Below are 12,911 nucleotides of genomic sequence, written 5' to 3' on the forward strand. Positions count from 1 at the left end.
GAATTCAGGGAACGGAGTGGAGGCGGGCCTTGTCGGGACGAGATCCTAGCAACTGCCGGAAAATATGACTCGTCAGGGTCGCCGACTGGCGGATATCGAAGCTGGCCTGCGCCCGCCTCACGCTCGCGCCAGCCATCGATTTTAGCCTAGCGGGATTGGATAACAGCGAGATTGCCGCCAGGGCCACGCCCTCCCAGTCGCCGGGATATTCCGACACGATGCCGGGCCATTCCGTGGTTCCTATAAGAATTCCGGTTTCGCCGGTCGCGACGATTTCCGGTACGCCACCGACGCCTATCGCCACGACCGGCACGCCAGATGCCATGGCCTCCAGAATGGTAAGCGGCATCGCGTCAGCGCGCGACGTATGCAACAGCAAATCCAGCGCCGGATAAATCCGATGTGGTTCGCGCGCAAGCCCAACCATATGGATGCGCGACTCCAGTCCCGCGCACCGAACGGTGGCGGTGAGATCCTTTTCCATTGATCCGGTGCCAACCATTGCGAAATGTACCTCGGGGCGCCTTTGCAGTATGAATTCGGCTGCTTTGAGGAATTTGTCGGGGCCTTTTTCCCAGGCCAGCCTGCCAACGAACCCAACCAACATATCGGCAGGGCCGACGTTGATCGTTTGACGGAATTCCGAACTCTCAGCCGACTCGGGATGATACACTGCGAGATCAACCCCATTGGGAACGAGGCTTACAAGCTCAGGCGCCAACCCTACCGCAAGTGCCTGGGACCAGGCTTCGCGGCACACCACTATGGTGTGGCTCCCGGTTGTGCGCGCCACACTGATTTCCTGCGGATGCAAGCTCATGCCATGCAACGTGGCAACGGTCGGCGTCCCGCTCAATCGGCCGGCCATTGCCGCCGCGGTATGCGCGTTCATCAGGTGAGCGTGGAGCAGATCGACACCGGTTTCACGCACGAGCGTGCAGATTAGTTCGATTGTCTTCCAAGGTGGATCGTCACGCAGCGGCGCAATATAGACGTCTCTGCCTTCGGCCCGCAGCAATGCGGTATAAGGGCTTTCATAGGGGCACAGGAGCGAAACCCTGAACTCGTTCGATGGCAGGTTCGCGGCCAGATTGCGCACGTAATTTTCCATGCCGCCGACAATGGCGTTGCCCAAGACCTCAAGGACATGCGTGCGCTCATCAGTCTGGCCTCCTGGCAGCACACGCGGGGTCCGGGCCATCACTTTCCTCCTTGCGGCCGGCGTAGCCTGAGCCAATCCATTGCAGTCCCCGACATAATCGCATTTCGGTCATCGCCTTCGACGTCGAGCTGATCGAGAATTGCCCCGACCTCGTCTAACGCAGCGCGAATATGAGCCCCGCTGCACGGCAAGAAGCGGTCGCTGCCGAATTGCAGCGAGCGTGGGCCGATCACGTCGATTGCCTTGCGAAAAACCTCGTCGCGGTAGATGGGAGGTGGCCCGAACGACAGGTCGAAGCGAAACTGGCTTTCGGCTGGGTCGACACCATTGATCCGATCGATGACACCAACCGCGTTGGCTTCGTCACACCATGGCCACCCAAGGTGAGCCAAGGTGACGCGCAGGCCGGGATGATCGCGAACAGCCTCGTAGAAGGACGGCCGGCAGAACCGCCCAGACCGGCCGTCAATAAAAATTCCACTGTGAAACAAGATAGGGAGGTCGAGCCTTGCGGCGACCGCGTACACGCGATGAGCGCAATCATCATATGGATACCATCCGGTCGGCACCATCTTCAGAGCGCGAATACCGGGAAGCCCGGCTGCCTCCTCAAGATCGTCGGCTGATTGCGGATGGAGCGGATTGACAACCGCGAACCCGACGAGCCGATCCGAGTGGCCTTTGACCAGGTGGGAAAGGTAGCGGTTGCCAGCGCGTAACGACTCTCGGTCAACAAGCGAATAGGGCGGTGTCAGGAACGGCGCGAGCAGGAACGCGATATCCACGCCCGCATCGTCAAGTGACTGCAGCACATCCGCCGTTGTCTCGCGGCCCGACGTATGAAGGTGTGCATCGACAATCATTGGCGCCTCCCCGCCGACAACTTACGGAGGCGATGCCCGTTCCAGCCATAACGAGAAATCGTGGCGCCTTTGATGTCCGGCTAAGAAAGACAAAATTCCGCGCTGCCGTGGAACCCGATCTGCAAACGGAGCTTGATCCACCATAAGCAAACCCTAATGCGGATTGTTGCAATGGATCAGACTGTATCCAACCCCTTGCTCGTGCCTTTTGATAACCCACTCCTGATATGTTTTTCCCACCTGCGGTGGGACTTTGTTTTTCAACGCCCGCAGCATTTGATGACGCGCGCCGCGGCCGATTACGCCGTTGTGTTCTTCGAGGAACCGGTGTTTGAGACCGGCTCCATCCCCGTCCTGCGCCGCAAGACGGTTGCCCCAGGCCTGGAAATTGTGACGCCGGTACTCCCGCACTGTCCGTCCGGAAGTGAAGTCGACAGAGCCATCGCCATTCTGCTTGAAGATCTGGTCGCGGGAATCGAGCACGACCAGTTGGTGACCTGGTACTACACACCCATGGCCCTGAAGTTCACGAAAGCGCTGCAGGAGGATGTCTGCGTCTATGACTGCATGGACGAACTTTCTGCCTTCAAAAACGCGCCTCCCGAACTCGAGCGACTGGAAGAGCAGCTCTTTGGCAAGGCCGACGTCGTGTTCACGGGGGGAATGAGCCTTTATGAGTCCAAGCGCAGCCGCCATTCCTCCGTCCATGCGTTTCCAAGCAGCATCGACACGGCACACTTCCATCAGGCGCGCCGGCCTCAGGCAGACCCCGCAGACCAGCAGAGCATAGCGCATCCCCGCGTAGGCTTCTTCGGAGTCATCGACGAGCGGTTCGATATCGACCTGATGGCTCGAACCGCTGCAGCGATGCCCACGGTCCAGTTCGTCACGATCGGCCCAGTGGTCAAGATCGACCCGGCCACCCTGCCCACCGGCCGAAACATTCATTGGTTGGGCGCCAAGCGGTATGCCGAATTGCCCGGATACATGGCCGGTTGGGACGTAGGGTGGATGCCTTTCGCCTTGAATGATGCAACCCGGTATATCAGCCCGACGAAGACGCCTGAGTTCTTAGCTGGCGGATTGCCCGTGGTATCGACTGCAATCGTCGATGTGGTGCAGACGTACGGCCGTCGCGGATTGGTCGACATTGCTGACGCAGGCTCGATGCCAGCCGCCCTCGATGCCGCTCTGCGCAGGGGCTGTGAAATGGCCAGGGTCGACGCCTTCCTCTCAGGAATGTCTTGGGACACGACCTGGAGCGCAATGCACGATTTGCTCAAGCCCGCGAAGGTTTTGCGTCATCAGGGATTCAGGAGCTTGGTCGACCATGTTTGATTGGCTTGTCGTCGGCGCAGGCTTTGCCGGAAGCGTTTTGGCAGAGCGCCTAGCCAGTCAGCGCGGAGAGACAGTGCTGGTCGTGGACCGTCGCAGTCACATCGGCGGCAACGCTTTCGATTGGTACGATGAAGCCGGTATTCTTGTGCATCGGTATGGGCCGCACATTTTCCACACCAATGCTGGAGCCATTGTCGCCTACCTGTCCCAGTTCACGGCGTGGCGTCCCTATGAGCACCGTGTGCTGGCCAAGGTAGATGGTCAGCTTTTGCCAATCCCGATCAACCTGGACACGATCAATCGCCTCTATGGCCTCGACCTGACCTCCGACCAGATGGAGCGGTTTCTGGCCGAACGCAGAGAGAGCGTGGAAGAGATCCGCACCGCCGAGGACGTGGTCGTGGGCACGGTGGGGCGGGAGCTCTACGAGAAGTTCTTCCAAGGCTACACGCGTAAACAGTGGGGGGTCGACCCCTCGCAGCTGAGCAAGTCAGTGACGGCGCGCGTGCCGACACGAACCAATCGCGACGACAGGTATTTCGCCGACACGTTCCAGAGCATGCCGGCGGGCGGCTACACACGCATGTTTCAACGGATGCTGGCCCATCCCAATATCAAGGTGATGCTGCAAACGGACTATCGCGAGGTTCGAGAGGTCATCCCCTATCGCCGCCTCATCTATACCGGTCCAATCGATGAATTTTTCGACTTCAGACTGGGGAAATTGCCGTACCGATCGTTGCGTTTTGAGCACATCACACTCGACACGCCACGGTTCCAGCCGGTCGCCGTCGTCAACTACCCGCAGACCGAGGCCTTCACCAGGATCACGGAATACAAGCATATGACGGGACAGCAGCATCCTCAAACCAGCCTGACCTACGAATATCCGACGGATGACGGTGATCCTTACTATCCGGTGCCCCGGGCGGAGAACGAAGTGCTTTACAAGCGGTATGAGGCGCTCGCTGCCCAGCAAACCGATGCGATTTTCGTCGGTCGGCTGGCAACCTACCGGTACTACAACATGGACCAGGTGATCGGTCAGGCGCTGGCCGCGTTCAATCGCATTCAGAAGACGGGCGCGCGGGAACTATCCCTTGCCAAGGGCGCGGCGGGGTAGTCATTGTGGAAATTTGGGGCGGTATTGAATGCAGTGTGGTTCGTGTCGGTGACGTAATCCGCGATCAGCTCGCCGAAACCGGTCATTCAAAACGGATCGAGGATTTAGACCTCGTCGCTTCCCTTGGCATCAAAACGCTTCGATATCCTGCGTTGTGGGAACACGTCGAGGTAGTGGAGGGGCGGGATGACTGGAGCTGGCACGACGAGCGATTTCAAAGGATGCGCCGTCTCGGCATCAGTCCAATCGCAGCCCTTGTCCACCACGGGAGCGGGCCATCCTGGACGTCCATTCTCGCGCCAGATTTTGCGAAACGCCTCGCGGCGTTTGGCGGGCGGCTTGCTCTTCGGTATCCTTGGGTAAAGACTTTCACGCCGATCAACGAACCGATGGCAACCGCCCGTCTGAGCGGCCTTTATGGGTTTTGGCATCCGCACCGCGCGGACGAACCAAGTTGCCTGCGGCTTCTTGTTGCCCAGTGCCGTGCGATAACCATGACAATGCTGGCTATTCGAAAGGTCATCCCCGATGCTCGCCTTCTGCAGACCGAAGATTTCGGAAAGATTTTTGCGACGCCAAAGCTGGCATACCAGGCTGAGTACGAAAATGGCCGGCGATGGTTATCGCTGGATTTGCTTTGCGGACATGTCGGTCCGCGCCATCCGTTCCATGAGCGCCTCCTCGACGCTGGTGTCGATCCCAACCATCTGGCCGAGTTGGCGGCCGCGCCCTGCCCTCCGGACCTAATCGGCGTTGATTATTACCTCACCAGCGACAGGTTCCTCGATCATCGCGTCGAACGGCACCCTCGAGAACCTATCGGTGGCAACGGCATCGAGCCGTATGTCGACATTGCGGCTATCCGCACCGGCGTGCCAGAGTGCGAACTCGGATTTGCCTCACGCCTGCGCGAGGTGTGGGGCCGCTACGCCCTGCCGGTGGCGATCGGAGAAGTGCACAACGCCTGCACCCGTGAGGAACAGCTGCGCTGGTTCATGGAGGGATGGGAAGCTGCAGTCGAATGCGCGGCTGAGGGCATTGACGTACGGGCCGTCACTGCTTGGTCGCTGTTCGGCGCCGTGGATTGGAATTCCATGATGATGCGCGAGGATGGGTACTACGAATGCGGGGTGTTCGATGTGAGGGGAGACCCTCCGCGCAGAACTATTATGGCTGATGCCATTTCGGCCTTGGTGAATAAGCAATCGTTCGGCCATCCCGTACTTCCCCAGACGGGCTGGTGGCGTGCGCCGCGAAAGAGGTTGGGCAAATCGCCCACGATCCGGCTCCGAGGATTCGAGCGGCGGCTATCGATCCTGGGAGGATGTTGCAGCCGCCGGCGACTTCCAGCCAGGGCTGCACCCCAGCAGCCAGGATCGCCGAATGCATGGGTTGAGCTGAGCGTAGCTGACACCGGAGGCGGCTCCCCAGTTGTCTTGTTTGCCAGCTATTGCGCGGGCAAGACTTTCTCGCTCGCGGTGCGTGATGGTTTGGACTGGGTTGCCGCCTGCAACGCATTCCTCGACCTTGTGATCGACGGACTTACCGGGACCTACGAGTTGGTTGCAGCACATCGCGACAACCAGTACCGGGTCGCCGAACGCCCGGCACCACATACATCCGCCACGGCACATCACCGCTGATCCATCCTGGTAATCTTGCCGGCCGGAGCTATTGACCTGCCTAGAAAAAAGCGCGGCGCCAGGGAACGGCGATCCGCCGCCGCGCCTGGATTCATGCTGCTTGGCGGTTGACACCGCTTTCGGCCATTTCGGTCAGTTTCTGGTCCGTCGCCCGCTCTTCCTCAAGCGTCTCCGCCAATATGCTGGCTGTCTCAGGTGGGGACGGTCTGTAGCTGGACGATGAGCCAGACTAAGACCCAAAACAGCAGCGATAGCCACGAAAATGGCAACCACGATAGCCGTGTTCATTCCCTCTGAGACCATAGTTCATTCCAGAGTGGAACGGTCGCCAAGTGAATGCTAATTTGGTGCTGCCTAGAACAGGTTGGCGACCTTCCCGCTCCATGTCCTAGACGCCGCGACAGCGATTGAACTCGCCTTCCTTAGCGGTATCGTCCCGAACGGCTTTCAACAGCACCTCGTGCAACAAACGCGTCTGTGGTAGTGCTCGCAATGTGGCGATATGAAAGGCTTCACAATGCTCTTGTGCAGTGTCCCGCTGTCTAAAGAAAGCGCTCGATTTTGGCTTGAGATAACTGTTTCTGGATCGAAAATGTCCTCGATAACCTGATTGCAAAATGCGCCGTCCGCCACGGGCTCGCTGTTCGTTTTGAGCAGAAGGACAACGACCGAGAGGCGCCCGCCACCAGCTAAGCCGCTTTGGATTGTACGTTTTTAACTCGACTTCTGGTCTCGTTGACCCGGATCGCCAGCGGGAGTTGATTCAACGTCTCAGCAAAAAGTATGGACTGACGGCCAAAGGTGCCAGCGTCATCCTCGCCAGCAACGGACCATCTAGACGGGCTTGGGATGCAGCAGCTAAGTCTTTTGTCGCGGCCGTCGCTACCAGGATGAAGCAGTGGTAACGCGACAATTAGGTTACAGCTGTGGTCAGACCTACGAAGGAATCGGCGCCTAAACGTGGCGGTCCGGGGTTGAAGTTGACCCGCCCGACGGGTGACGCTCTTTGACCACGTCAAAATTCAGAGCGACGTGCAAAACTACCTCGCCACCCTCGCTGCGAACCTTAACCGATATCTTGTGATGGTCACCATCGGGCAGAGTTTCCCTCACCATATCGACTAACGCCGAAATCGCTTCGTTTTTCACAAAGTCGAAATCGGGGCAGTCCGTCCCTTGATCGTCGTAAAAGACCGACCCGTTGTCGTCAACGTCAAAATAGTGGATGGCCATCCTTCGCACTCCCTGCTCAGTTCTTAAGTGCAGCACCCCGCGAAAATTTCCACCCTGCTGCTGCTAAAGCCTCCTGTTGAGTGACGCGCCTCTCGCAAGAGCGATGACCAGTTGGGACCACGAAAGCTGATAAGTTCGCGCGCTTGCGCTTCGGTGATGCCGGCTTCTCTGACCAAACGGCTGACAAGGCCGCCCGTCGCGTCCGGGCGGCCTACGGGCTCGTCAGCCATTTGGCAAAAGTTCCTTCGCTGCCCCAACTCCGAGCCACCGGCGCCTGTTCCATGTCGGAAGCGTACGAACGCGGTGCAGGTCCGATTTTGTTAAAGCGTTCCACGCTGGGAGGGACACAAGCTTTCATCGGTTATGCGTTAGCCCCGGTCTCCGCTTGAGACGTCGAGATCTGCTTTGCCGACAGCGTCGGCACCCGCGGCAGTGGATCACCTTTGCCAATATTGAGGGCAGGCTGCCCCGGCCCGGGTCGTTGACGAACTCGGACCGTCTGCATTGTGTCCACTGGAGTTAAGCGACGGACAGACAAGCCCGTCTCGACCCTAACTCGCTGTCGAGCGTGTGCTTTACGAAGCGGAATTCACCGCGAACTCCCCCATGTGGACCTCGGTGACAGCGACTTTGTGCGCCGGTTGCGGTTCCAGCCTCTTCAGCAGATGCGGCCTTCGATGCAGGACAAGATCATTTCAACGAATAGGATCAGCGGCAGAGCAGCGATGGCCTCGGGTCGTGTCGGGTGATAGCGGAAATGTCTTGGAGATATTAAGCCTTGTCACTCATCAGCTCATCAAGGATGCGCCCACTTGGAAGCAAGGGCCAACCAGCAATGCGACGCTCGAAGTCGCTCGGGCACGACCGACCGGCCTCCAACATCCGTCGTGAGATTGCTTCCTGTTGCTGGCGCAAGTGGTCGCTCAACAGTTTGTTGCGTGTGATGTAGCCGGCATTCACACCGGGGATCGAGTGGTTCATCAAAAGGTGCACATCAAGTTCCGCAACGCCCGCAGCCTGAGCAATTGTACGGAAAGTCTGACGCAGGTCATTGCCCCATTTCGACAGGACGTCGCGATTCTCTTTGTGTTCGACCATGTGACCGCTCTCGCTGTCGGCCGGAAAGAGCCAGTCACGCGATTGCTTTTCGTAGAGCACCCGACCGATGCGCATTACGCGCACCAGACAGCGGATCATGCCGTGCGAAAGCGGTATGTCAAAAGCCTTCATCTCACCGCCCTTCGGCCTGGGTATGTGCAGGACACGCGCGCGAAAATCGACATGCTCTACCCGCGCCTTCCTGATCGCTTCTGGGCGGTGGCCTGAGAGCAGCATGAACAGATGAAACTCCCGCCGGACAGGGTTCTTCAAAGCCTTTAGCTGGGTGAACCAACCTTCCAAATCCGACAGCCCAAGCGCGGTGTTGCGCCGGTGTTCGGCATTCCAGTCTATGGCTAGGACCGGATTGTCCGCCGGCAACGAGCGGGCGGCCTTGCGGGCATGATTGTAGACGGCGCGCAGCGTTCGCATGCAACCATTGGCGATGTAGGCACCGTTACTCTCGGTCAGCTTTTCATGTCGTGCCGTTACCAGGGCAGGATCATCGCCGAATTTGGAAAGAGGTTCATCAAGCCAGTCAGCCAGTAGCCGCTCGACATGATCACGGTAGTTGTTGATTGTCCCGTCGCTCCTGCCTTTCTTCTTCATGTGCCCGTCGCGATAGCGTTCCCAAGCAATGCGCAACGTTGGGTTCCCGATCGACGGCAGATCATCCACGGCGGTATCTGCGTCAAGCTTTTGCCTCGACGCTCGGGGATCGACGCCGCTGGCAATCTTCCCGAGAATGTCCTTGGCCTTTGCCCGCGCCGCTCGCGTCGCGAGTTCTCCGACTTCGGCAACCTTCATTCGGACGGACAGCCGCTGTCCCGCCTTTTTCCGCTCACCCTGGACAACGAATGTCTTTCTCCGTTTTCCGACGAGCACCATGAAGCCTGGCAGATCGGTGTCTCGGACAAAATACTGGCCCGAAGATGCCGGCTGAAGGCTCGCGATGGCGCGGTCGGTGAGGGCAAGTCGTAGGTCTGTCATGAAATTAGTACGGCATTAGTACGGCAATTGCGTCATGTTCGATCTGTTGGTATATCTACGCTATGATAGTTGCAAAACGCGAAAACAGCAAGCTCTTTAATGAGTTACAAGAACGTCGATCGTACAGCGGCGCACCCTCGGAACCCACAGGATACACCGTCTGACAAATTCCTAATCTGTAGGTCACAGGTTCGATTCCTGTCGGGATCACCATGCATTTCAAAGGCTTAGCGAGCCGCCATACTTTTTGCGAAATTGGGCCCGTTGGAGTGGATGAACCATCACGCCCTCGTTCGCGCATTTGACAACAGCCGGGCCTCGGATGTGAAAGAGAATCCTCGCCTGCGCTGGCATTTCGGCATTCGTCTGCTGCATTGGCTGACCGTGGTCGCGCTCGCTGCGCAAATCGCCATTGCCTTCGGACCGATGGACAGGCCGGGCATGGCGACGATGAACTGGCTTCCGTTTCACATGTCGGTCGGCGTGACGATCCTTGCTGTCATCGTCCTCAGGCTTTGCTGGCGCATCTTCACCCGGGCCCCTGTCAGGCAAACCTCACGGTTCATGCTGTTTGCGACGGCTTTCTTCCACATGTTTCTCTACGTTGCGATCCTCGCCGTCCTGATAACGGGATGGCTGGGCTACCGGCCAATGCCTTTCATGCCTCCCGCACGGCTTTTCGGAAACTTGCCTGTGCCGTTGGCGCCATCCGTTGGCGCGCTGTCGGCAAGGGGGTTCGCGCTCATCCATGCAAAGCTGGTCTGGGTATTGCTTGGACTTACCGCTGTTCACATCCTGGCTGCCCTGGTGCATTTCGTGCTGTTGCGCGATGGTGTCATGCGAAGCATGTTCTTCAGCCGGTCGAACACCGCCTCGCGGGAATAGAAAATGCCGCTTACGGTCGACGATGACGGCTGCTCACGCCATCGCCCACAATCCGCCCGCGACGATCACCGCATAGCGCGCGGCCTTGCCTATTGCGACAAGAACAACGAATACGCCAAGGTTCACACGTGCCGCGCCGGCCGCAATGGTGAAAGCATCTCCGACAACCGGCAGCCAGGCAAACAACAGCGTCCATTCGCCAAAGCGTCGGAACGTCCGGCTTGCCTGCTCATAGCGCTCAGGACTTACAGGAAACCAGCGTCTGGTCCGCAGCGTGTCAATGCCACGCCCCAGAATCCAGTTCACCACGGAGCCGAGCGTGTTGCCGATCGTGGCGACCGCAAGGAGCAGCCAAGGATCACCGCGGCCCGAGACGATCAGGCCAGCGAGCACCGCCTCCGACGAGACCGGCAGCACGGTTGCGGCGAAGAACGCGCTGATGAACAGCGCGCCATAGAGTGCCGTCACGCCGGACTAGGCCTGCACGTCGACAATGCCCATCATACCGAGCTGCTCGTGCTCGAGGATGTGGCAGTGATACATCCTCGGCCCCGGCCGGTCCTGCCGCAACAGCAGCCGCACCGTCTCTCCGCGCGCGACATTGACGGTATCTTTCCAGGCGCGATAGGCCGGCTTTGATATCTTGCCGCCGCGTTCGTGCTCGACCACCTGGAACTGCGTTCCATGCACATGGAATGGATGATCCATGTCCGCCTTGTTGACGATCTCCCAGAGTTCGACCTGTCCAGCCTTGGCGACGACGTCGGTGCGCTTCATGTCGAAAGCAGCGCCGTTGATCAGGAACCCCATCTCCATGCCGCTGGCGTTCATGGTCATGGTTTCGGTAAAGACGAAGCGGCGGCTGACGGCAGGAGCGCCGAGCTGCACGATCGGCCGCAGCCGGTCGGGCAATGGCGGGATCGGCTCGGCCGGCGTCTCCGAAACATTGACCGTGAAGAGTGTCAGCCCGGCATCGGCAGGACGTCCAGGGCCCATCCAACCCCGATCGTAGTCGAGTGTGGTAAGTGTGGCCGCGCCGGGCTTCTCGAAGGAGACAATCAGTTCAAGCCGTTCCGCCGGGCTGAGCAGGATGTCGTCGACCGCGACTGGCGTCTCCAGCAGACCGCCATCCGTTCCGATGATCGTCATCGGCGCGCCATCGAAGGAGAGCCGCAAAAAACGTGCGTTGGTCGCATTGTAGAACCGGAAACGCCGCTTCGTGCCAAAGGGGACCGTCAGCGTGGGATTCTTCTGTCCGTTGACCAGCACGTGGTCGCCGACGCGCCCGTTCATCAGGTCCGTCATCGTGTTGTCGGGCAAGGTGCCATCGGCCGCGAGGCGTAGGTCGGTGAACATCAGCACGGTGTCGCCATAGGCGGCCGGGATCGGATCGGCCTTCGGCTTGACCACGAACGCGCCGGCAAGGCCGCGATAGACCTGCTCGGCCGTCTTGCCGTGCGGATGCGGGTGATACCAGTAGGAACCGGCGCTGCCTTCCGGCAGGTCGAAGCTGTAGGTGCGATCGGTGCCTGCCGCGACCGGATCCATCGGATTGCCGTCCTGGTCGGCCGGCACCGGCATGCCGTGCCAATGGATGGTGCTTGCCTCGCCCGCAATCCGGTTGGCGAAGGTGATCTCGATGCGGTCGCCTTCGACCGCCTCGATCAGCGGCCCGGGGCTGGTGCCGTTGTAGCCGAGGATCGGCGTGTCCAGCCCTTCCGCAAAACGCACCGTGGCGGACTGGGCCGTGAGCTTAGCCTTGAACAGCCCGGCAGTGCCGGTTTCACTGGCCAGCAGCGGCAACTCGCGCAATGCCTCGCCCTCAGGCAGCATGGCTGCGCTTTTTGGCGCCGCCCCCATGTCGTGGCCCATATCCATGCCGGGCATGTCGTCCATCTTCATCTGGGCGATGGCGCGGGGGCTCACGAGAACCGTGGCAAGACCTGCCGCCAGAAAACCACGTCGATGCATCTGTCGTCTCCTCGATCAGCCATGAACGCCAGGGGCGATCCTAAGAAGACTGCCGAAGCCCAACCAGGTCAATGCGGCGTTTAGGCCGCCTGATCGGCCTTGCATCATGGCCGCTGGAAAGGCAACCATCGCGCCAAAGACCCGCCATGGGCGCCGACCGACAGCGGCCCACGCGATCAGCCCGTTCAGCCAACCCTGACGACAAAATGCTTCGTCACCGGCTCGATGATCTTCCAGGTTCCCTTGAAATCGGCTTCCACCACGAAGGCGTCGCCGGGGCCGACTTCGACCGGGGCGCCGCCGTCCGGCGTGATGATGATGCGGCCGGCGATCATGTGCACGAACTCATAGTCGGTGTAGGTCGCGTGATACGTGCCGGGCGTCGCCTGCCAGGTGCCCGACAGCACCTTGCCGTCCTCGGTCGTGTGCTGGACGGCGGTTTTCATGGTCGGCTTGCCCTCGACCACGACCCAGCCGGCCAGATCGCCGGCTTCCGCGTTTTCGACGGCGCCGAATTTGAGGATCGTGTTGCGTGTCATGTCCTGGGCTCCGTCTGGTCGTCGTGCCGGCGTTATGTGCCTGGACGGTCAGATAGCCGATGCCCC

Annotated in this window: 11 protein-coding genes and 1 pseudogene; 4 read left to right on the forward strand and 8 right to left on the reverse strand. The window is 59.7% G+C overall.

Annotated elements, in window-relative coordinates; translation table 11 throughout:
• Positions 1-4 precede the first annotated feature (4 nt).
• Positions 5-1,201 carry a glycosyltransferase family 4 protein gene (locus EJ076_RS33540; RefSeq protein ID WP_126070748.1) on the reverse strand — a complete coding sequence of 399 codons (1,197 nt, stop codon included), beginning with the start codon at positions 1,199-1,201 and terminating at the stop codon, positions 5-7.
• Entirely contained in the window at positions 1,201-2,025 is an 825-nt protein-coding gene (locus EJ076_RS33545) for an amidohydrolase family protein (protein ID WP_126070749.1), read from the reverse strand. The genes EJ076_RS33540 and EJ076_RS33545 overlap by 1 nt, the downstream gene beginning before the upstream one ends.
• Before the next feature lie 171 nt (positions 2,026-2,196).
• On the opposite strand from EJ076_RS33545, the gene EJ076_RS33550 reads away from it, so the two are divergent.
• Genes EJ076_RS33550 through EJ076_RS33560 form a run of 3 tightly spaced genes read left to right on the forward strand, consistent with a single transcriptional unit; the run spans position 2,197 to position 6,129 of the window.
• Positions 2,197-3,363, forward strand: coding sequence for a glycosyltransferase family 1 protein (locus EJ076_RS33550; RefSeq protein ID WP_126070750.1), 1,167 nt, complete (start codon positions 2,197-2,199; stop codon positions 3,361-3,363).
• Positions 3,356-4,486, forward strand: coding sequence for a UDP-galactopyranose mutase (glf, locus tag EJ076_RS33555; protein ID WP_126070751.1), 1,131 nt, complete (start codon positions 3,356-3,358; stop codon positions 4,484-4,486). The genes EJ076_RS33550 and glf overlap by 8 nt, the downstream gene beginning before the upstream one ends.
• 5 nt (positions 4,487-4,491) lie before the next feature.
• Entirely contained in the window at positions 4,492-6,129 is a 1,638-nt protein-coding gene (locus tag EJ076_RS33560) for a glycoside hydrolase (protein WP_126070752.1), read from the forward strand.
• A 91-nt stretch (positions 6,130-6,220) separates the two neighbouring features.
• On the opposite strand, the pseudogene EJ076_RS33565 reads toward EJ076_RS33560, so the two are convergent.
• The 3 genes and pseudogenes from EJ076_RS33565 to EJ076_RS33585 all read right to left on the reverse strand — a co-directional run.
• Positions 6,221-6,322, reverse strand: a pseudogene (locus EJ076_RS33565) (DUF892 family protein); the annotation flags it as partial.
• A 761-nt stretch (positions 6,323-7,083) separates the two neighbouring features.
• Positions 7,084-7,362 carry a hypothetical protein gene (locus EJ076_RS33575; protein ID WP_126070753.1) on the reverse strand — a complete coding sequence of 93 codons (279 nt, stop codon included), beginning with the start codon at positions 7,360-7,362 and terminating at the stop codon, positions 7,084-7,086.
• A 771-nt stretch (positions 7,363-8,133) separates the two neighbouring features.
• Entirely contained in the window at positions 8,134-9,450 is a 1,317-nt protein-coding gene (locus EJ076_RS33585; RefSeq protein WP_126070755.1) for an integrase arm-type DNA-binding domain-containing protein, read from the reverse strand.
• Between the two features lie 324 nt (positions 9,451-9,774).
• On the opposite strand from EJ076_RS33585, the gene EJ076_RS33590 reads away from it, so the two are divergent.
• Positions 9,775-10,335 carry a cytochrome b gene (locus EJ076_RS33590; RefSeq protein ID WP_245462934.1) on the forward strand — a complete coding sequence of 187 codons (561 nt, stop codon included), beginning with the start codon at positions 9,775-9,777 and terminating at the stop codon, positions 10,333-10,335.
• A gap of 33 nt (positions 10,336-10,368) precedes the next feature.
• Here the strand turns inward: EJ076_RS33590 and EJ076_RS33595 are convergent, their stop codons facing one another.
• The 3 genes from EJ076_RS33595 to EJ076_RS33605 all read right to left on the reverse strand — a co-directional run bounded on the left by EJ076_RS33595 (position 10,369) and on the right by EJ076_RS33605 (position 12,845).
• Positions 10,369-10,803 (reverse strand): YqaA family protein, encoded by a 435-nt coding sequence (locus EJ076_RS33595; protein ID WP_126070756.1) that lies wholly within the window; start codon positions 10,801-10,803, stop codon positions 10,369-10,371.
• 6 nt (positions 10,804-10,809) lie between these two features.
• Positions 10,810-12,306, reverse strand: a complete 1,497-nt coding sequence (locus tag EJ076_RS33600; RefSeq protein ID WP_126070757.1) for a multicopper oxidase family protein — start codon at positions 12,304-12,306, stop codon at positions 10,810-10,812.
• Positions 12,307-12,491: 185 nt separating this feature from the next.
• Positions 12,492-12,845, reverse strand: a complete 354-nt coding sequence (locus EJ076_RS33605; protein ID WP_109671588.1) for a cupin domain-containing protein — start codon at positions 12,843-12,845, stop codon at positions 12,492-12,494.
• Between the last annotated feature and the right edge of the window lie 66 nt (positions 12,846-12,911).

It is taken from the genome of Mesorhizobium sp. M7D.F.Ca.US.005.01.1.1 (assembly GCF_003952545.1).
Classification (GTDB): Bacteria; Pseudomonadota; Alphaproteobacteria; order Rhizobiales; family Rhizobiaceae; genus Mesorhizobium; species Mesorhizobium loti.